This is a genomic window from Microbacterium sp. TW_SC_2 (genome assembly GCF_055361165.1).
The window spans coordinates 1,514,883-1,533,117 of sequence record NZ_CM143952.1; the positions used below are offsets into that span (position 1 = coordinate 1,514,883).

Here is an 18,235-nt window from a genome sequence, read left to right on the forward strand (position 1 = left end):
ACCACCGCCGTCTTGTCGGTGGTCCGGGGGAGAATGGTCACATGGGTCACGGCGACGGCAGGGGCAGACTTGTCTCCGCAGACGGCGCCGACGACACCGGGACCCGCATCCTGCATGTCGACATGGATGCGTTCTACGCCGCGGTCGAGGTGCTCGATGACCCGAGCCTGCGTGGGCTGCCGCTGATCATCGGGTCGCCCGACGGTCGCTCGGTGGTGTCGAGCGCGTCCTATGAAGCGCGTCGCTACGGGGTCCGCGCCGCGATGCCGGTCTCCCAAGCGTTGCGGCTCTGCCCGACGGCGCGCATCGTCCCCCCGCACTTCCCCCGGTACCAGGCGGTCTCGCGCCAGGTGATGGCGATCTTCGAATCGTTCACTCCGCTGGTCGAACCGCTGTCGGTCGACGAGGCGTTCCTCGACGTCCAGGGCGTGCGCCGCCTGTGGGGGAGCCCCGCGCAGATCGCGGAGCTCATCCGCGACCGTGTGCAGACCGAGGTGGGCATCAGCTGCAGCGTGGGTGTCGCCGCCACGAAGCACGTCGCGAAGATGGCGTCGACGATCGCCAAGCCCGACGGCATGCTGGTGGTGGCCGCCGCGGACACTCTCGACTTCCTGTCACCGCGACCGGTGCGCGCGATGTGGGGCGTCGGCCCGAAAGCCGCCGAAGCGCTCGAGGCGCGCGGGATCCGCACCGTCCGCGACATCCGGGAGGCACCTCGGGAGATGCTCGAGCGGGCGGTCGGGTCTGCGCTCAGCGCGCGGCTGGGGCAACTCGCTCGCGGAGAGGATGCGCGGGCCATCGAGACCGAGCGCATCGAGAAGAGCATCGGACACGAGGAGACGTTCGAGCACGACACCGCCGATCGCGTGTTCCTCCGTGCGGAACTCCTCCGGTTGGCCGATCGCGTGGCGGCACGCTTGCGACGAGCCCAGTGGGAGGCGGGGACGATCTCCATCAAGATCCGCTTCGACGACTTCCGCACCCTGAACCGGTCTCAGAGCCTGGTCGAGCCCACCGCCGTCGGGCAGCGCATCGGCGAGGCCGCGCAGACGCTGTTCGAGCAGATCGAACGACACGACCCGGTGCGCCTCGTCGGCGTCAGGGCGGAGAAGCTGCGACCCGCCGGCGGTGGCGGCCTGGGGCTGTGGGACGACGATGAGGACTGGCGCCGTGTGGAAGGCGCGATGGACGACGCGGTCGCCCGATTCGGGAGCGCGACGATCACCCGGGCGCGCCACCTCGGACGCGGGGACGGTCGAGGCGCGCCGCAGCATCCCCGCGCGCACGGCGTGGAGTGAGTCGCACGAGGACCGCGCCGGTTCGCCCCCGGCACGCTCGCCTGTCGACTAGCGTGGACCCATGCCGAACATTGCACTGGAACTCGGAAATCAGGTCGCCTCGCTCGGAGTCAAGAGCGCATACGGAGAGCCGCAGGATGTCGACGGGGTGAGCATCACTCCGGTCGCCTTCACGTACTCCGGATTCGGCGGGGGAAGCGGCGAGGGCGGCGAAGGCGGCGGTGGCGGCGGCGTGTCGATCCCGGTCGGCGTGTACGTGCGACGCGAGGAGGGGCTCCGCTTCGAGCCGAACATCGTCACGCTGCTGGTGGTGGCCGTGCCGTTCATCTGGGTCACCGGCAAGGCTCTCACGCGCGTCATCCGTGCCCTCAAGAAGTGACGATCCGGTCGCGCTCGCGCTGCGGCGAGCCGCGGCGCTGATCGACCAGGACATCCGCGCCCTGGCTGCAGCGAATCCCGTCGTGCTCATCGACGGGGGCAGCGGGGCGGGGAAGTCCACGCTCGCGGGCATGCTCGCGGCGCGGTGGCCCGTCGCCGGACGGGTACAGGTGATCGCACTGGATTCGCTCTACCCGGGGTGGGACGGCCTGGATGCCGGAGTGCAGAAGGCGATCGACGGCATCCTGAAGCCGCATGGTCGCGGATACCTCGGCAGCTGGCAGCGGTGGGACTGGGCACGGGAGACGGAGGCCGAGACTCACGCCGTCGATCCCGCGCTCGGCGTCATCCTCGAGGGCAGCGGGATCCTCCGACCGTCCACCGCGGGCCTGGCCGACGTGAGAATCTGGCTCGATGCCCCGGAGAACGCACGCAAGTCCCGGGCACTCGCGCGCGACGGCGACACCTATCGGCCGCACTGGGACCGCTGGGCCGCGCAGGAGCGGGAGCACAGCCGGCGAGACGATCCACGCAGTCACGCGACCCGCGTGATCGACATCCCGTAGAGCAGGGTCAGCCGTCGAGGTCGTCGGCTGCCTGGATCAGCATCTCCAGCCGATAGCCGAGCCAGTCGTACACACCGAAGCGATCGTCGTGCTCGTCGCGTTCGTCATCGGAGACGATCCCGAGTCGCTCGGCGATGACGAGTCTGATGGCGGTCAGCGTGCGGAGCCAGGCGTCGACATCGACCTCGATGACCGTGACGTCCTGAGGCGCGAGGGCCTCGCCCTCGGTCAGAGAGTCGGTGTCGACCGGGAAAGCCGTCAGGGCGAGCCGCACGGTGTCGGCGTCGAGAACCCGTCGGTCGAGAAGCTCGTCGCGCGTACTCTCCGCGAAGGAGAGCGCGGCGTCGTCGTCCTCGGGGTAGGGGGTCGGCGTCAAGCGCACGAGCGCGGGGTCGGCGACGTCGCGATCGGGTCCGACGAGTGCGCGGAAGTCGTCGACGAGTCGTGCGAGCTGGATGCCCTCCACCAGCGCCATCGTGAAGACGATCTGGCGTGGGTTCACTGCGGAGCCCTCCGCACCGTGGCCCAGAGTCCGTAGTCGTGCATGGCTTGAGCGTGCACCTCCATCGTCTCGCGTGGCCCGGTGGCCACGATGGCGTGTCCATCGTGGTGTACCGCGAGCATGAGCGCGGTCGCGTGGTCGACGGAGTAGCCGAAGTAGGTCCGGAACACACGCGTGACATAGCTCATCAGGTTCACCGGGTCGTTCCAGACGACGACCTGCCAGGGCTCGAGCGGGGCCGCGTCGAGGGAGATCTCCTGGTCGATCTCGGGGTTCGCGAGCGGACTGTTCATGCCCACCCCATCTCGTGGAGCTGTTCGTCGTCGATCCCGTAGAAGTGCGCGATCTCGTGCACGAGAGTGGTGTGGATCTCGTCGCGCAGCTCGTCCTCCGACTCGCACTGCGCGAGATGCGCCTCGCGGTACACCACGATGCGATCCGGAAGCTCGCCCATGCCGTACTGTGTGCGCTCGGTCAGCGCGAGGCCGTCATAGAGGCCCAGCAGATCGAGGGTGCCGTCTTCCGAACGATCCTCGACGACGAAGACGATGTTGTCCAGGCCCTCCACCATGTCATCCGGCAGACGGTCGAGCTCGTCGATCACGAGCGCTTCGAAGGTTGCGGCATCCATGTCCATCGCTCACCAGCCTAGACGCGCGGTGGCTGTGGTCGGGGTGCCGCGCGTCAGTGCAGGAACACGAGCAGCGCGGCGACGCCGATGAACAGGGCACCGAAGACCGCGTTGAGCGTGCGCTGTCCACGCCGTGAGCGGGTCAGGCGCCGGAACGGGCGCGCAGCCGTCGCGAAGAATCCCCACATGACCAGGACATCGATCACGATCACCGTTGCCATCAGGATCAGGTACTGGGGGAGCGGGGGCTCGTCGAGTCGGATGAACTGCGGGATGAAGGCGAGGAAGAACACGATGGCCTTGGGATTGAGCAGATTCACCCAGAAGCCTCGGCGGATCATCGACCAGTGCCCCTCGCGCGTGTCGACGAGCGTCAGATCGTCGCTCTCCAGCCCGGTCGGCTTCGACAGGATCAGCCTGATGCCGAGGAAGACCAGGTAGGCGGCGCCGGCGTAGCGGATGCCGTTGAACAGGACTTCGGAGCGGGAGACCAGAAGGCCCACACCGGCCGCGACGACCGCGACATGGACGACCAGAGCGAGCTGCTGGCCGATGATGCCCCAGATCGCTCTCCGCCATCCCTGGCTGAGCGCGTTGGACATCGTGTTGATCGCTCCCGCACCCGGCGTGAAGCTGATGACCACGGACGCAGTGAGGAGCGAGAACCAGACTGCGAGCGACACCCCGACAGTCTAAGGCTCGCGGGGCCATGGACTCGTGCGGCTCCGGCGGTGGATAAAGGACGAGGTCCGAATCTGAGAGATTCGGACCTCGTCCTGACTGGGGTGAGTAACGGGGCTTGAACCCGCGACCTCCTGGACCACAACCAGGCGCTCTACCAGCTGAGCTATACCCACCATGTGCGGGGCGAACCTCGCAACCAGACGAGTCTATTACAGGTTTGGACTGAACTCTGACACGGTGAGCGCTGCGATGTCCTTCGCGTCTTCGCTCGACGGACCGGGCTCATCGACGAACACGGCGGCGCGGTAGTACCGGAGCTCGCGGATCGACTCGAGGATGTCGGCCAGAGCGCGGTGACCGCCGTCCTTGCTCGGTGCCTGGAAGAAGACCCGGGGGTACCAGCGGCGCGAGAGCTCCTTGATGCTGGAGACATCGACGTTGCGATAGTGCAACCACGTGTCGACGCTCGACATGTACTTGGCGAGGAACATGCGGTCCGTGCCGATCGTGTTGCCGGCGAGCGGCGCTCTGCGCTCCTGCGGTACGAAGCGCTTGATGTAGGCGAGCGTCTGCTCTTCGGCCTCCGCCAGGGAGACGCCGTGCGGGATCTCCTCGATCAGACCGGACTTCTCATGCATCTTCGTGACGAAGTCGCCCATGTTCGTCAGCGCCGCGTCGCTCGGGCGGATGACGACCTGGAAGCCGGGATCCACGGGGCGTAGCTCGAAATCCGTGATGACGACAGCGATCTCGACGAGTTCATCGACCGAGAGATCGAGCCCTGTCATCTCGCAGTCGATCCAGACGAGCCGATCATTCTCCGACGCATTCACCATGCCGTCATCCTATCGACGCCGCCGACATCGGCCTCGTGACGCGGTACGGTAGACGTACTCGCCTTCGTAGCTCAGAGGAAGAGCAGCGGCCTTCTAATCCGCCGGTCGCAGGTTCGAATCCTGCCGGGGGCACCGAATCACCTCGCCTCACGAGTAGCGCAACACCGACACCGCATCGTCGGCCCGCCAGAACTCTCCGACGACGCGGAATGAACCCGTGGCGAGATGCAGTCGCTCCGCCCGATAGCGAAGACCCAACGGGTCGGCGACGATGCGGAGATGGCCGAGCACACGATCAGACCGGTCCAGCACGCGCCACAGGTGGTCCGACGCCCGGACGAGATGCTCGCGCGTGGAGGTCAACGCCGGTGAGGCGTAGGGGATCTCGGGAAGTGATGTGGTCTGGATGTCGGACATGGGGTTCTCCTCTCGTGATTCGAACATATGACCGACCACCGACATTCGCGACGGTGGGTCGGGTGGCTCCAACTCCAGCCGCCCTGCACCGTGTGCCCCGAGCATCGCTCCCTCCACAGGGGGCGGTTTCTGCTCGATCCACAAGGGGATGCTCGGGGCATGCTGGGGCGATCCGGGCGTTCGTCCCGGCATGGGAGGAGAGACAATGTCAGACACACTCACGATCGTCGGGAAGGTCGCGACCGACCCCACGCAGGGGCAGACGGGGAGCGGAATCCCTGTCACCAACTTCCGGATGGCGACGACGCATCGACGGTTCGACAACGACACCCAGAGCTGGGTCGACGGCGCCACGAACTGGTACTCAGTGGCGGCATACCGGCATCTCGGTGAGCACGCCAAGGCGTCCCTCCGGTGCGGGGACAGCGTGATCGTCACCGGCAGGCTCAAGATCCGCGCGTGGGAGAGCAACGGCAAGAGCGGCACCAGCGTCGACCTCGAGGCCGACGCGATCGGTCACGATCTGCGGTGGGGGACCACGGCATTCCTGCGCGCCTCGCGGGCCGCGGGCGTCGACGGGGGAAGTCGGTCGGTGTCGGGGGAGCGCGGTGATCAGGAATCCGACGCCGGGTCTCAGGGACGTGAGACCCCGCCGGTTCCCGCCGCGTGGTCGGCGCCGGCGCTCACGGGCGTCGAACCTGCCTCCACGCCGTACTGAGCCGAGCGCGACAATCCGACAGGGCAGGGTCGCGGTCGCCGGCGCCCGCGACCCGCCACGTAGACTCGGCTCGTGATCCGACGACCCACCTCACGTTCTTCGCAGGCGATCTCGGCCACTCTGTCCGCCGTGGTACTGGGCATCTCACTGGTGGCGTGCGCTCCGATGACGCCGGCTCCGCCTGCAGACGCGACGCCGACGCCGACGCCCTCGCAGTCTGCGGCGCCGACGTCGCCGGTCCTGGTGCCCGACGGCACCGCGGAGGAGAACCTTCCGCTGTTCACCGCGGTCGCCGAGAGCGTCTGGGCGACGGAGTCGCGGGGCATGGGCCGGGCGTACATCGACGGGCTCATCGCCGCCGGCTTCGATCGTGGGGGGATGCAGGTGACTCCGGATGCGACCACGGTCGGCAATCCTGTCGAGAGCCTGCAGTTCTCGGTGCGCTGGGGCGACGAAGAATGTCTGATCGGTCAGGTCGGTCCGTCGACCGGTCAGGTCGTCACCGCGGTGATGCCCCAATTGGCGGAAGGGCGATGCCTCGTCGGGAGCACACGCCCGATCGACTGGTGATCTCCGACAGGGCCGGTAGGCTGGAGTGTCGATCTTCGACGCCAACAGAAGGAGCGGTTTTCGGTGGCTGAGTACATCTACTCGATGGTTCGTGCGCGCAAGGCGGTGGGTGAGAAGCTCATCCTCGACGACGTCACCATGGCCTTCCTCCCTGGGGCGAAGATCGGCATGGTCGGCCCGAACGGTGCCGGTAAGTCGACGATCCTCAAGATCATGGCGGGTCTCGACCAGCCCTCGAACGGCGAAGCCAAGCTCTCGCCCGGTTTCAGCGTCGGGATCCTGATGCAGGAGCCCGAGCTCGACGAGACCAAGACCGTGCTGGAGAACATCCAGGACGGCATCGCCATCAAGGCGAAGGTCGACCGCTACAACGAGATCTCCCTCCTGATGGCGGATCCGGACGCCGACTTCGACGCGCTGCTCGCCGAGATGGGCACCCTGCAGGAAGAGATCGAGGCGGCTGACGGCTGGGACCTCGACTCTCAACTCGATCAGGCGATGGACGCACTCCGCACCCCGCCGGCGGATGCCCCCGTGGCCCCGCTCTCCGGCGGTGAGAAGCGCCGCGTTGCGCTCGCGAAGCTGCTCCTGCAGAAGCCCGATTTGCTGCTCCTCGACGAGCCCACCAACCACCTCGACGCCGAGAGCGTGCTCTGGCTCGAGCAGCACCTGCAGGCGTACAAGGGTGCGGTCATCGCTATCACCCACGACCGGTACTTCCTCGATCACGTCGCCGAGTGGATCGCCGAGGTCGATCGTGGCCGCCTCATCGGCTACGAGGGCAACTACTCGACCTATCTGGAGAAGAAGGGCGAGCGCCTCGAGGTCCAGGGCAAGAAGGACGCGAAGCTCGCGAAGCGTCTCAAGGAGGAGCTCGAGTGGGTGCGCTCCAGCGCGAAGGGGCGTCAGACCAAGTCCAAGGCCCGTCTCGCCCGCTACGAGGAGATGGCGTCGGAGGCCGAGCGGACCCGGAAGCTCGACTTCGAAGAGATCCAGATTCCGGCGGGCCCCCGACTGGGCGGGATCGTCATCGACGCGAAGAAGCTCAAGAAGGGCTTCGACGGTCGCGTGCTGATCGACGGCCTGAGCTTCAACCTGCCCCCGAACGGCATCGTCGGAGTGATCGGCCCCAACGGTGTGGGTAAGACCACGCTGTTCAAGACGATCGTCGGTCTCGAGCCGCTCGACGGCGGTGACCTCAAGATCGGTGAGACGGTCAAGATCAGCTACGTCGACCAGTCGCGCGCGAACATCGACCCGGACAAGACGCTCTGGGAGGTCGTGTCCGACGGGCTCGACTACATCACGGTCGGCAAGACCGAGATCCCTTCGCGCGCCTACGTGTCGAAGTTCGGCTTCAAGGGTCCCGATCAGCAGAAGAAGGCCGGAGTGCTCTCCGGTGGAGAGCGCAACCGCCTCAACCTCGCGCTGACGCTGAAGGAGGGCGGCAACCTGCTCCTCCTCGACGAGCCCACCAACGACCTGGACGTCGAGACCCTCAGTTCACTCGAGAACGCGTTGCTCGAGTTCCCCGGATGCGCCGTGGTCATCACCCACGACCGGTGGTTCCTCGACCGCATCGCGACCCACATCCTCTCCTACGAGGGAACGGACGAGAACCCGGCCAACTGGTACTGGTACGAGGGCAACTTCGAGGCCTACGAGGAGAACAAGATCGAGCGCCTCGGTCCCGATGCCGCGAAGCCGCACCGTTCGACGCACCGCAAGCTCACCCGCGACTGACTCCGCGCCACGCTCAGGAGGCCGACTGATGTCCGAGTCGAGTGCGACGCCGGGTTCCCGCCTGCACATCCCGATCCAGCTCCGTTGGGGCGATCTGGACGCGTTCAATCACGTCAACAACACCTCGATGCTCAAACTGCTCGAGGAGGCCCGGGTCCGCGCGTTCTGGCGCGCGGGCCCCGGCGAGGTCGCGCCATCCACGGCGGTGCTCGATTCGGGTATCGAGGAGGGCATCCTCACGCTCATCGCGCGTCAGGAGATCGAGTATCTGGCCCCGGTGCCGTATCAGCGCCGGCCTCTCGAGGTGCAGATGTGGTTCGGGAAGCTCGGCGGATCGAGCGTCGAGGTCTGCTACGAGGTCCACAACGACCCCGATGCGGAGCCGCGCACGCTCTACGCGCGGTCCACGGCCGTGATCGTGCTGGTCGATGCCGCGAGTGGTCGGCCCACCCGGCTCACGCAGGAGATGCGCGACGCCTGGGAGCCGTTCACCGGTCCCTCGATCGAGTACGCACACCGCTAGGCCGGCCGCTCCCGCCAGCAGCGCAGAGCGCGGTTCAGGCGCCCGAGGGTACCCGGATCATGATCTCCTGGGCGACGCTCGCGACCAGTTCCCCGTCATGCGAGTAGATGCGGCCGGTGGCCAGGCCGCGACCTCCGCGCGCATTCGGCGACTCCTGCATGTAGAGCAACCACTCGTCGACACGCGCAGGGCGATGCCACCACATGGCGTGATCGAGACTGGCCACCTTCAGGCCCGGAAGCGACCAGTGCACGCCATGCGCGCGCAGGATGGACTCCTGAATGGTCATGTCGCTCAGGTATGCCAGCGCTGCGCGGTGCAACCGGGGATCGTCGGGGAGCGGCGCACGCATACGCATCCACACGCCCTGACGGGGAACCTTCTCGTCGTCGCTCGGGAGGTAGAGCGGGTGATCGATGTGACGGATGTCGGCGGCGCGCTCGCTCAGGATGCGCGTGGCCCCGTCAGGCAGACCATCGACGCGATCCTCGTCCGGGGTGAGGTCCTCGGGCCGCGGGACACCCGTCGGCATGGGCTCGGCGTGTTCGACACCCGGGTCGTCATCCTGGAAGGAGGCGATCATGGAGAAGATCGGCACGCCGTTCTGATACGCCTGCGAGCGACGGGTCGAGAAGGAGCGACCGTCGTGGATGCGGTCGACGGCGATCGTGATGCCCTGGCTCGCGTCGCCGGCGCGCAGGAAGTAGCCGTGCATCGAATGCGCAGCGCGATCCTCCGGGAGGGTGCGCTCGGCCGCGATCAGGCTCTGCGCGAGCACCTGCCCACCGTAGATGCGCCCCGAGGGCATGGGGTGGGACGGACCGGTGAAGATGTCCTCCGTGGTGCGCGCCTGCGTGGTGTCGAGATCGAGGACGTCGAGCAACCGCTCGACCGTCCGAGCGGCATGGTTCCGGTCGCTCATGGCATCCTCTCTGCGTCCGCGGGCACGGCACGGTTGCTAGTTTAGAACGCGTGACACACCAGCTCCTCCTCGCCGACGCCGAGACCTCCCGCGACGTCCTGACCTTCGTCGGAAGAGCTGCACGCATCAGTGATGAGGGCGTGCGGCTGCAAGCGGCCGGCGGTGTGCTCGCCCTGACGACCGCCGCTCTCGCACCGCACGGACTGTTCGATCAGACCCCGACGATCCTCGCGATGCGCATCGTCCACGCCGATCCCGAGCTGCAGTGCGACATCGTCGTCGCCGAGCTGCGCAGCGGCGACGAGGAGCGGGCGCTGACTCTCCCGGACACCGGCCTCTCACCGGCCTGGGCGGGCATCGCACCACCGCGCTCCGGCTGGGAGCCCGCGGGGGCGCTCGACGCCTCGACGATCGCTCAGCGGGCTCAGTGGGGCATCTCGGCCGTTGCCCGTGGCGCGACCCCCGGGGCCGGAGAAGAGGCCGTCCGTGCGCTCAGGGCGGCTATCTGGGGCGAGCCGGATGAGGATCTCGCCGGCTTGCCACGCGGGATCGCCTTCGCCGCCGACGCGCTGGGGTTCATCTCCGGCGAGGAGCAGGTGCCGGTCACCCGGTCCGGACGCTGGACGCGGCTGGCGTTCCGCCGCGGACACGTGCTCGCGCGCGGACCCGTCGCATCCGGTCTGACCGCAGTCCGCGGCACCGGCGCCTCGGACTGAGGCCTGCACACACGGAGTCCCCGCGCGAGGGAGGCCTCGAAGACCGACGTCCCGAGGGGACGACGCGAGGTCACCCCGCTGCTGCGCGTCCGGCCTGCCTCCCCGAGAACAGACAACCTCCGAGGAAGGTCCCTTCCAGGGCGCGATATCCGTGCACGCCCCCGCCGCCGAATCCGCTGGCCTCGCCCGCCGCGTAGAGACCCGGGACCACGGCGCCGGCGGCATCGAGTGCGCGTCCGTCGAGGTCCGTGTTGATGCCGCCGAGCGACTTTCTCGTCAAGACGTGCAGCTTCACCGCGATGAGCGGTCCCGCCGCAGGATCCTGGAGACGGTGCGGGGGAGCCGTGCGGATGAGCCGGTCGCCCCGGTAGCCGCGCATCGACCGGAGCATGCCGATCTGCGCATCCTTCGTGAAGTCGTTGTCGATCTCACGGTCCCGGGCGACGACCTCGCGGCGCACGGCGTCGATGTCGAGTGCTTCCCCGCCAGGATGCCGCTGCATCTGCTCGAGGAGCGACTCCAGGTCGTTCTCGACCAGGAAGTCGGCGCCCTCGTCGAGGAACGCCTGGACCGGTCCGGTCGGTCCCTTCGCGAGACGGGAGCGGAGCAGGAGGCCCACATCTCTGCCGGTCAGATCGGGGTTCTGCTCGCTACCCGACAGGGCGAACTCCTTCTCGACGATGCGCCGCGAGGTGACGAACCAGGAATGATCGTGCCCGGTGCTGCGCAGGTGTGCGAGCGTGCCCAGGGTGTCGAAGCCGGGGAACAGCGGCACGGGGAGTCGCGCCCCGGTCGCGTCGAGCCAGAGCGAGGAGGGCCCGGGGAGGATGCGGATGCCGTGCAGCGGCCACACCGGGTCCCAGTTGGTGATGCCCTCGACGTAGTGCCACATCCGGTCGCCGTTGATCAGGCGAGCGCCGGCCGCGGCGCTGACGCCGTGCATCGATCCGTCGACGTACGCCGGCACCCCGGCGAGCATGTGCTCCGGCGGCGCACCCAGGCGCTCCGGCCAGGCCGCGCGGACGAGGTCGTGGTTGCCGCCGATCCCGCCCGACGCCACGATCGTCGCGGATGCTCGGATCTCGAAGTCTCCGATGACCTCGCGCGACGACTCCGCACCTCGTGCCGCGCCGCTCGAGGCCAGCACCGTGCCGCGCGCGCCGATCACGACGCCGTCCGTGACGAGGAGCTCCGAAACCCGGTGGCGCCCGCGCACAGTGAGCCGTCCCTCTCGTTCGCCCTGCTCCACGGCGGCGGCGAAGGGCGCGACGATTCCCGGACCGGTGCCCCAGGTGATGTGGAAGCGCGGCACCGAGTTGCCGGGGCCGATCGCGCCGTACCCGCCTCGCTCCGCCCAGCCGACCACCGGGAAGAATCCGACACCGCGCTCACGCAGCCAGGCGCGCTTCTCTCCGGAGGCGAACTGCAGGTACGCCTCCGCCCACCGGCGAGGCCATTCATCCTCCGGCCGATCGAAGCCCGCGTTCCCGAACCAGTCCTGAGTGGCGAGGTCGAGGGAATCGCGGATCCCCATCCGACGCTGCTCCGGCGAATCGACGAAGAACAACCCGCCGAAGGACCACCACGCCTGTCCGCCGAGATTGGTGCGGGGTTCCTGATCGATCAACACGACCCGGCGACCGGCAGCCAGCGCCTCCGCCGCGGCGACGAGCCCGGACAGCCCCCACCCGATGATCAGGACATCTGTGGACAGGGGCGCGTTCGTCATGTGTTCTCCGTTGATCCCTGACGTGAGCGGGCTTCGAGGGTCGGGCGTCCATCTGCAGCGGTGCCGATGCCCGACGGCTCGAATGTGTTCACCATGGCATACGCCGCGCGCTCGAGGTAGTCCCAGAGCGTCGCTTCGTGCAGGGGCGACAGCTGCGCCTCCTCCACGCCCGTGCGCATGTGCTTCAACCACCGATCGCGCGCGTCCGGGTTGACGGCGAACGGCATGTGGCGCATGCGCAGCCGAGGGTGGCCGCGCGTCTCGCCGTAGGTGGTCGGGCCGCCCCAGTACTGCTCGAGGAACAGCAGTAGGCGCTGCTCGGCCGGTCCGAGGTCTTCCTCCGGGTACATCGGCTTCAGGACCGGATCGAGCGCCACCTCGCGGTAGAACACCGACACGATCTTCGCGAACGTCTCGCGTCCGCCGACCTCTTCGTAGAACGTCACGTCGTGGTGCTCCCGTCATCGGTGTTGGGCTTCTTACGGCGCCAGATACCGCGATCGGGGATGACACGCACACCGGTGACCGCGTTCGGACGCGTCTTGGGAGGGTTCGCGCCGCGCACACGCCGGGCCCCGTCGAGACCGGTGGGCACCACCGTCGACATGCGCGGAATCGCGATCTCCTTCTCGAGCAGAGCGGCGCGCAGTCGCTTGCGCAGCTCCTGAGCGACGTCATCCTTGGCGTTGGCGCGGGCCTTGATCACGAGGCGGACGACGAGGGCGTCGCCGTCGATCGATTCCAGCCCCCAGATCTCCGGCTTCTCGACGATGCGCGTGCGCCACTTCGAGTCCTTGGACAGCCCGAGAGCCGTCTCGAGCAGCACTCTCTCGACCTCGTCGAGGTCGGCGTCCGGCGTGACTCCGATGTCGATGATCGCCCGCGCCCACCCCTGCGACATGTTGCCGATCCGCGTCACCTCGCCGTTGCGCACGTACCAGAGGGTGCCGTTGACATCGCGGACCTGGGTGATGCGCACGCTCACGTACTCCACGACGCCGCTCGCGAGTCCGAGATCGACCACGTCGCCGATGCCGATCTGGTCTTCCGCGACCAGGAAGATGCCGTTGAGCACGTCCTTCACGATGTTCTGCGCACCGAAGCCGAGACCGGCGCCGACCGCCGCGGTGAGCAGGGTCAGAGAGCCGAGCAGGCTGTTGTCGAGCGCGTTCACGATCAGCACGAGTGCGATCACGACCAGCATGACGTTCACGATGTTCTGAAGGATCGTGCCGAGCGTGCGCGTGCGCTGCACGAGGCGCATGTCGGCGAGCGGGGATCGCTCGAGCGCCTGGGTGTCGTCGACCGCCGCCTTGTTCTTCGCGGTGTCGACGATGCGATGCACGACCCGGCGGATCACGACGCGCAGGATGAGCGCGATCAGCACGCAGCTTCCGATGATGATCGCGACCGTCAGAGCCCGACCGCCGATCTGTCCGAGCACGTCGAGCGTCTGCTGCCACCACACGGGAACGGCGGGGACAGCGGGGTCGGGATCGACTTCGGAGGGGATCAACATCACCTCCAGATCCTAGCGATCGGGCCTCTGCGCGGGCTGGAAGCCGTGCGACAGAGGCCCGATCCTGATCCGGTGGATCCGGCGGCAGCGGTCTCGCTCAGTCGTCGGAGTCGCGGGACTGCGCGGCGAGCGCCCGCTCGACGTCAGCGAGGTTCTCGAGAACGAGGCGACGGAGGGCCGGCGCGGCCTCCGGGTTCGCCGACAGCCAGGCACGCGTCGCGTCACGGAGCTCGTTGTTCGCGAGAGCCGTCGGGAAGAGTCCGACGACCAGGTACTGGGCGATCTGGTAGCTGCGGGACTCCCAGACGGGCAGCAGCATGTCGAAGTAGGCGGGCACGAAGTCCGCCAGCACGTCGACTCCCGCCGGGTGCACGAACCCGAGAGCCGCCGAACGCACGATCGTGTTCGGTGCATCGTCGCGCTCGATGAGCGACGCCCAGGCTGCCTTCTTCGAGGCCTGGTCAGGGAGAGCCGCCCGCGCCTGGGCGGCGAACTCGGCGCCCTTCGCGGTGTTGTCAGAGGCGAGCGCGCCGTCGATGGTGGTCGCGTCGGTGGCTCCGATCGTGGCCAGACCGACCAGCAGCTGCCAGCTCAGGTCGGCATCGATCTCGAGACCCGGGAGAGTCTCCTCACCCGCGCGCAGTCGGCCGATGATCCCCGCGTGCTCGGACATGACCAGCGAGGTCGCGAACGCGGTGACGAACTGGAGCTGGCTGTCGCTGCCCGCCTCGGCCGATTCGGCGAGCGCCCACAGCCCGTCGGCCACGCGGAGACGTGCCTCGGCGCGCTGGGCGGGGTCGACGTACAGCGTGGCGGCGGTGCGCAGCTGGGCGAGCGTGGTGCGCACGGTCGTGGACTCGGTCTCGCGGCCGATGTTCCCGAGCACGAGATCGATGTAGTCGGTCGCGGGCGTCTCGGCGTCGCGCGTCTGATCCCAGGCGGCGCCCCACACGAGGGAACGGGCCAGGGGATCGCTGATGTCGGCGAGGTGCGCGATCGCCGTGGCGAGCGACTTCTCGTCGAGCCGGATCTTGGCGTAGGCGAGGTCGTTGTCGTTCAGGAGGATCAGGTCGGGACGCGGGAGACCCTGGAGCTCGGGGACCTCGGTCCGGTCACCGTCGACGTCGACCTCGACGTAGTGCGTGCGGGTGAGCGCGCCGCCCGTGAGGGTGTAGAAGCCGATGCCCAGACGGTGCGGTCGGATCGTCGGGTAGTCCGCCGGTGCCGTCTGCGTCACGGCGAATCGCGAGATGATCCCGTTCGCATCGTCTGCGATGACCGGCTCGAGCGTGTTGACGCCCGCGGTCTCCAGCCACTTCTTCGACCAGGTGCTCAGGTCGCGTCCGCTGGTGGCCTCGAGCTCCGTGAGCAGATCGCTGAGCTCGGTGTTACCCCAGGAGTGCTTCTGGAAGTACTGCGAGACGCCACCGAAGAAGGCGTCGATCCCGACCCATGCCGCGAGCTGCTTGAGGACCGAGCCGCCCTTCGCATAGGTGATGCCGTCGAAGTTCACCTGCACGTCCTCGAGATCGTTGATCTCGGCCACGATCGGGTGCGTCGACGGAAGCTGGTCCTGGCGGTAGGCCCAGGTCTTCTCCATCGCGTTGAAGGTGGTCCAGGCCTCGGTCCACTCGGTGGCCTCGGCGGTCGCGATGGTCGACGCCCATTCCGCGAAGGACTCGTTGAGCCAGAGATCGTTCCACCACTTCATGGTGACGAGGTCGCCGAACCACATGTGGGCGAGCTCATGCAGGATCGTCACGACGCGACGCTCCTTGACGGCGTCGGTCACCTTGCTCCGGAACACGTAGGTCTCGGTGAACGTGACCGCGCCGGCGTTCTCCATCGCCCCGGCGTTGAACTCCGGCACGAACAGCTGGTCGTACTTCGCGAACGGGTATGGGACGCCGAACTTCTCCTCGTAGTAGGCGAAGCCTTCGCGGGTCTTGTCGAAGATGTAGTCGGCGTCGAGGTGCTGCCACAGGCTCTTGCGGCCGTAGACGCCGAGCGGGACGACGCGGCCGGAGGCGCTGGTGAGCTCGGAGAACGTCGACTCGTAGGGGCCGGCGATCAGAGCCGTGATGTACGAGGAGATGCGCGGCGTGGGCTCGAAACCCCAGGTCGCGATCGTGTCGTCGTCATGCACGATGGGCTCGGGAGTGGGGGAGTTGGAGATGACCTTCCACGCGGCGGGCGCGGTGATCGTGAACTGGAAGGTCGCCTTCAGATCGGGCTGCTCGAAGACGGCGAAGACGCGGCGCGAGTCGGGAACCTCGAACTGCGAGTAGAGGTACACCTCGTCGTCGACCGGGTCGACGAAGCGGTGCAGACCCTCTCCGGTGTTGGTGTACAGGCAGTCGGCGTCGACGACGAGAACGTTGTCCGCCTTCAGGCCGGCGAGGGCGATCCGCGAGTCCGCGAACACCTCGTTCGGGTCGAGCTGCTCGCCGTTCAGCGAGATCTCGCGCACGTCGCGAGCGATGAGGTCGATGAAAGTGAAGCTCTCGGGCGTCGCGGTGAAGCGCACGACGCTCCGCGATCCGAAGACCTCGGAACCCTTCGTCAGATCGAGGGCGATCTCGTACGACTGCGTGTCGACGACGTCGCGGCGCTCCTGCGCTTCGATTCGGGTGAGGTTCTCTCCAGGCACAGCGGTACTCCCAGGGGTGAGGGGATGTTGCCGGGGGTTGGCGCAGTTGGCGCCGACGGCAACCATGACAGCCTACGCCAGCAGGGCGCGCGCCTCCGCTTCCGAGAGGTGAAAGAATGGACAGGTGACCGCGATCGAGCCGAACACCGTTCCCTTTGCCTCTGCTGCCGCCGCGGCGGGTGGACCCTTCGTGACCACCCCGGTGGCCTACGACGCCATCCTGCTCGCCGGGTTCGGCGGCCCGGAAGGACAGGAGGACGTGATCCCCTTCCTGCGCAACGTGACGCGGGGTCGCGGCATCCCCGATGAGCGTCTCGAGGAGGTCGCACATCACTATCGCCACTTCGGCGGAGTGAGCCCGATCAACGGCCAGAACCGCGTGCTGAAGGCCGCGCTGGAGGACGAGCTCGCCCGTCGCGGCATCGACCTCCCCGTCTACTGGGGCAACCGCAACTGGAGCCCGTACCTGGAGGAGGTCGTCACGACCGCCGCCGCCGACGGCCACACCACGCTGCTGGCCTTCGCGACCAGCGCGTACAGCTCCTTCTCCAGCTGCCGCCAGTACCGCGAGGACTTCGCGCGTGTCCTCCAGGAGACGCAGCTCGGCGACACGGTCACGATCGACAAGATCCGTCCCTTCTACGACCACCCCGGTTTCGTCGATGCCTTCGAGACCGGCGTCCGCGAGGCCGTCGAGACGTTCCTCGCCGAGGGTGTGGCCGCCGCCGACATCGAGATCCTCTTCTCCACGCACAGCATCCCCACCGCCGACGCCGAGCGCTCGGGCTCACGTCAGATCGAGTGGGGCGAGGGCGGCGCCTACGCCGCGCAGCACCTCGCCGTCGCCGCCTGGGTGATGGATCGTGTGCGCCAGACGGTTCCCGGCAGCGAGGACGTCGCGTGGCAGCTCGTCTACCAGTCGCGCTCCGGCCCCGCCTCGCAGCCCTGGCTCGAGCCGGACGTGTGCGATGTGATCGAAGACCTTCCCGCGCAGGGCCGTAAGGCCGTCGCGGTGGTGCCGATCGGTTTCATGAGCGATCACATGGAGGTCCTCTGGGACCTCGACACCGAGGCGGCGGAGGCGGCTGAGGAGGCCGGACTCCGGTTCACGCGGACGCCGACTCCCGGTGTCTCGCCCTCGTTCGTCGCGGGGATCGTCGACCTCATCGAGGAGCGTCTGCAGGGGCGGCCGAACGAGGAGCGCCCGCACGTCACGTCGCTTCCCGGCGGCTTCGACGTCTGCCGTCCCGGATGCTGCGAGAACGTCCGCGCGGGCTTCAAGCCGGCCGCGGCGGGCGTCGCGCCCTGAGACTGTCAGGAGCGCCCGACGCTTCTAGGATGGGAGCCATGCGCATCCACATCGCCACCGATCACGCCGGTCTCGACTTCTCCACGCAGCTGCAGGATCATCTGCGTGCAGCGGGGCACGAGGTGGTCGATCACGGGCCGATCGTGTACGACGCGGTCGACGACTATCCCGCGTTCTGCATCCGCGCCGCGCGGGCCGTGGTGCGCGACCAGGCGGCGGGAGTGGAGACGCTCGGCGTGGTGTTCGGCGGCTCGGGCAACGGTGAGCAGATCGCCGCGAACAAGGTCGAGGGGGTGCGCGCCGCGCTCGTCTGGAATCTCTCGACGGCGGAGCTCGCCCGAGAGCACAACGATGCGAACGTCATCGCGATCGGCGCCCGTCAGCACACCTTCGACGAGGTCACCGCACTGATCGATCGTTTCGTCGCGACGCCGTTCTCCGGTGAGGAGCGCCACGCGCGCCGCATCGCGCAGATCGCCGATTTCGAGCGCGACGGCTCATTGCTCCCGGACCCCCGGGCCTGA

The 18,235-nt window shown here is 68.0% G+C and carries 21 protein-coding genes and 2 tRNA genes; 11 read left to right on the forward strand and 12 right to left on the reverse strand.

The features are described from left to right. Positions 1-41 precede the first annotated feature (41 nt). The 3 genes from dinB (at position 42) to ACWA14_RS07090 (ending at position 2,242) form a co-directional block, all read left to right on the forward strand. The gene (dinB, locus tag ACWA14_RS07080) at positions 42-1,298 is read left to right on the forward strand and encodes a DNA polymerase IV (RefSeq protein WP_463797137.1); all 1,257 of its coding nucleotides are present in this window, start codon (positions 42-44) and stop codon (positions 1,296-1,298) included. A gap of 61 nt (positions 1,299-1,359) precedes the next feature. Then, complete coding sequence (locus ACWA14_RS07085; protein WP_463797139.1) at positions 1,360-1,677, forward strand: hypothetical protein; 318 nt, start codon at positions 1,360-1,362, stop codon at positions 1,675-1,677. Then, complete coding sequence (locus ACWA14_RS07090; RefSeq protein WP_463797141.1) at positions 1,661-2,242, forward strand: nucleoside/nucleotide kinase family protein; 582 nt, start codon at positions 1,661-1,663, stop codon at positions 2,240-2,242. Before ACWA14_RS07085 ends, ACWA14_RS07090 begins: the two co-directional genes overlap by 17 nt. A 7-nt stretch (positions 2,243-2,249) precedes the next feature. On the opposite strand, the gene ACWA14_RS07095 is transcribed toward ACWA14_RS07090, so the two are convergent. From ACWA14_RS07095 to orn, 6 genes are all read right to left on the reverse strand, one after another. Beyond that, entirely contained in the window at positions 2,250-2,744 is a 495-nt protein-coding gene (locus ACWA14_RS07095; RefSeq protein WP_463797142.1) for a DUF2017 family protein, read from the reverse strand. Continuing rightward, positions 2,741-3,037 carry an ATP-dependent Clp protease adapter ClpS gene (gene clpS, locus ACWA14_RS07100; protein ID WP_463797145.1) on the reverse strand — a complete coding sequence of 99 codons (297 nt, stop codon included), beginning with the start codon at positions 3,035-3,037 and terminating at the stop codon, positions 2,741-2,743. Before clpS ends, ACWA14_RS07095 begins: the two co-directional genes overlap by 4 nt. Beyond that, the gene (locus tag ACWA14_RS07105; protein WP_463797148.1) at positions 3,034-3,381 is read right to left on the reverse strand and encodes a metallopeptidase family protein; all 348 of its coding nucleotides are present in this window, start codon (positions 3,379-3,381) and stop codon (positions 3,034-3,036) included. Before ACWA14_RS07105 ends, clpS begins: the two co-directional genes overlap by 4 nt. A gap of 47 nt (positions 3,382-3,428) precedes the next feature. Then, entirely contained in the window at positions 3,429-4,058 is a 630-nt protein-coding gene (locus ACWA14_RS07110; RefSeq protein ID WP_463797150.1) for a LysE family transporter, read from the reverse strand. A 98-nt stretch (positions 4,059-4,156) separates the two neighbouring features. Next, positions 4,157-4,232: transfer RNA gene (locus tag ACWA14_RS07115), tRNA-His, on the reverse strand. A gap of 36 nt (positions 4,233-4,268) precedes the next feature. Then, complete coding sequence (gene orn, locus ACWA14_RS07120) at positions 4,269-4,895, reverse strand: oligoribonuclease (RefSeq protein WP_463797152.1); 627 nt, start codon at positions 4,893-4,895, stop codon at positions 4,269-4,271. Positions 4,896-4,955: 60 nt separating this feature from the next. Here orn and ACWA14_RS07125 point away from each other — a divergent pair. Then, positions 4,956-5,027, forward strand: a tRNA-Arg gene (locus ACWA14_RS07125). A gap of 15 nt (positions 5,028-5,042) precedes the next feature. On the opposite strand, the gene ACWA14_RS07130 is transcribed toward ACWA14_RS07125, so the two are convergent. Beyond that, positions 5,043-5,312 (reverse strand): hypothetical protein, encoded by a 270-nt coding sequence (locus tag ACWA14_RS07130; RefSeq protein WP_463797154.1) that lies wholly within the window; start codon positions 5,310-5,312, stop codon positions 5,043-5,045. Between the two features lie 205 nt (positions 5,313-5,517). On the opposite strand from ACWA14_RS07130, the gene ssb reads away from it, so the two are divergent. From ssb to ACWA14_RS07150, 4 genes are all read left to right on the forward strand, one after another. After that, positions 5,518-6,030, forward strand: coding sequence for a single-stranded DNA-binding protein (ssb, locus tag ACWA14_RS07135; protein WP_463797155.1), 513 nt, complete (start codon positions 5,518-5,520; stop codon positions 6,028-6,030). Positions 6,031-6,102: 72 nt separating this feature from the next. Next, the gene (locus ACWA14_RS07140) at positions 6,103-6,600 is read left to right on the forward strand and encodes a DUF6993 domain-containing protein (RefSeq protein WP_463797156.1); all 498 of its coding nucleotides are present in this window, start codon (positions 6,103-6,105) and stop codon (positions 6,598-6,600) included. 63 nt (positions 6,601-6,663) lie between these two features. Next, positions 6,664-8,343, forward strand: coding sequence for an energy-dependent translational throttle protein EttA (gene ettA / locus ACWA14_RS07145; RefSeq protein WP_463797158.1), 1,680 nt, complete (start codon positions 6,664-6,666; stop codon positions 8,341-8,343). 28 nt (positions 8,344-8,371) lie between these two features. After that, positions 8,372-8,866, forward strand: coding sequence for an acyl-CoA thioesterase (locus ACWA14_RS07150; RefSeq protein ID WP_463797160.1), 495 nt, complete (start codon positions 8,372-8,374; stop codon positions 8,864-8,866). 34 nt (positions 8,867-8,900) lie between these two features. Here the strand turns inward: ACWA14_RS07150 and ACWA14_RS07155 are convergent, their stop codons facing one another. Beyond that, positions 8,901-9,788, reverse strand: coding sequence for an acyl-CoA thioesterase (locus tag ACWA14_RS07155; protein WP_463797162.1), 888 nt, complete (start codon positions 9,786-9,788; stop codon positions 8,901-8,903). Positions 9,789-9,838: 50 nt separating this feature from the next. On the opposite strand from ACWA14_RS07155, the gene ACWA14_RS07160 reads away from it, so the two are divergent. After that, positions 9,839-10,504, forward strand: a complete 666-nt coding sequence (locus ACWA14_RS07160; protein ID WP_463797164.1) for a DUF8185 domain-containing protein — start codon at positions 9,839-9,841, stop codon at positions 10,502-10,504. A 70-nt stretch (positions 10,505-10,574) separates the two neighbouring features. On the opposite strand, the gene ACWA14_RS07165 is transcribed toward ACWA14_RS07160, so the two are convergent. From ACWA14_RS07165 to pepN, 4 genes are all read right to left on the reverse strand, one after another. Then, positions 10,575-12,233 (reverse strand): FAD-binding dehydrogenase, encoded by a 1,659-nt coding sequence (locus tag ACWA14_RS07165; RefSeq protein ID WP_463797166.1) that lies wholly within the window; start codon positions 12,231-12,233, stop codon positions 10,575-10,577. Then, positions 12,230-12,679 (reverse strand): globin, encoded by a 450-nt coding sequence (locus ACWA14_RS07170; RefSeq protein WP_463797167.1) that lies wholly within the window; start codon positions 12,677-12,679, stop codon positions 12,230-12,232. Before ACWA14_RS07170 ends, ACWA14_RS07165 begins: the two co-directional genes overlap by 4 nt. Next, on the reverse strand, positions 12,676-13,752 hold the full coding sequence (locus ACWA14_RS07175) for a mechanosensitive ion channel family protein (protein ID WP_463797387.1): 1,077 nt from the start codon (positions 13,750-13,752) through the stop codon (positions 12,676-12,678). Before ACWA14_RS07175 ends, ACWA14_RS07170 begins: the two co-directional genes overlap by 4 nt. A 97-nt stretch (positions 13,753-13,849) precedes the next feature. Beyond that, positions 13,850-16,402: an aminopeptidase N gene (pepN, locus tag ACWA14_RS07180; RefSeq protein ID WP_463797168.1), complete on the reverse strand. Its 2,553-nt coding sequence runs from the start codon at positions 16,400-16,402 to the stop codon at positions 13,850-13,852. A 124-nt stretch (positions 16,403-16,526) separates the two neighbouring features. Here pepN and ACWA14_RS07185 point away from each other — a divergent pair, with 124 nt between their 5' ends. Together ACWA14_RS07185 and ACWA14_RS07190 are read left to right on the forward strand one after the other, a co-directional pair. Beyond that, positions 16,527-17,711 (forward strand): ferrochelatase, encoded by a 1,185-nt coding sequence (locus ACWA14_RS07185; RefSeq protein WP_463797170.1) that lies wholly within the window; start codon positions 16,527-16,529, stop codon positions 17,709-17,711. 38 nt (positions 17,712-17,749) lie between these two features. Continuing rightward, positions 17,750-18,235 (forward strand): ribose-5-phosphate isomerase, encoded by a 486-nt coding sequence (locus tag ACWA14_RS07190; protein WP_463797172.1) that lies wholly within the window; start codon positions 17,750-17,752, stop codon positions 18,233-18,235.

Bases quoted from the DNA above. Each gene is read 5' to 3' on its own strand.
- ACWA14_RS07165 (WP_463797166.1), bottom strand. From the start codon at position 12,233: ATGACGAACGCGCCCCTGTCCACAGATGTCCTGATCATCGGGTGGGGG.
- ACWA14_RS07130 (WP_463797154.1), bottom strand. From the start codon at position 5,312: ATGTCCGACATCCAGACCACATCACTTCCCGAGATCCCCTACGCCTCA.
- ssb (WP_463797155.1), top strand. From the start codon at position 5,518: ATGTCAGACACACTCACGATCGTCGGGAAGGTCGCGACCGACCCCACG.
- clpS (WP_463797145.1), bottom strand. From the start codon at position 3,037: ATGAACAGTCCGCTCGCGAACCCCGAGATCGACCAGGAGATCTCCCTC.
- dinB (WP_463797137.1), top strand. From the start codon at position 42: ATGGGTCACGGCGACGGCAGGGGCAGACTTGTCTCCGCAGACGGCGCC.
- ACWA14_RS07150 (WP_463797160.1), top strand. From the start codon at position 8,372: ATGTCCGAGTCGAGTGCGACGCCGGGTTCCCGCCTGCACATCCCGATC.
- ACWA14_RS07190 (WP_463797172.1), top strand. From the start codon at position 17,750: ATGCGCATCCACATCGCCACCGATCACGCCGGTCTCGACTTCTCCACG.
- ACWA14_RS07155 (WP_463797162.1), bottom strand. From the start codon at position 9,788: ATGAGCGACCGGAACCATGCCGCTCGGACGGTCGAGCGGTTGCTCGAC.
- ACWA14_RS07105 (WP_463797148.1), bottom strand. From the start codon at position 3,381: ATGGACATGGATGCCGCAACCTTCGAAGCGCTCGTGATCGACGAGCTC.
- ACWA14_RS07085 (WP_463797139.1), top strand. From the start codon at position 1,360: ATGCCGAACATTGCACTGGAACTCGGAAATCAGGTCGCCTCGCTCGGA.
- orn (WP_463797152.1), bottom strand. From the start codon at position 4,895: ATGGTGAATGCGTCGGAGAATGATCGGCTCGTCTGGATCGACTGCGAG.
- ACWA14_RS07175 (WP_463797387.1), bottom strand. From the start codon at position 13,752: ATGTTGATCCCCTCCGAAGTCGATCCCGACCCCGCTGTCCCCGCCGTT.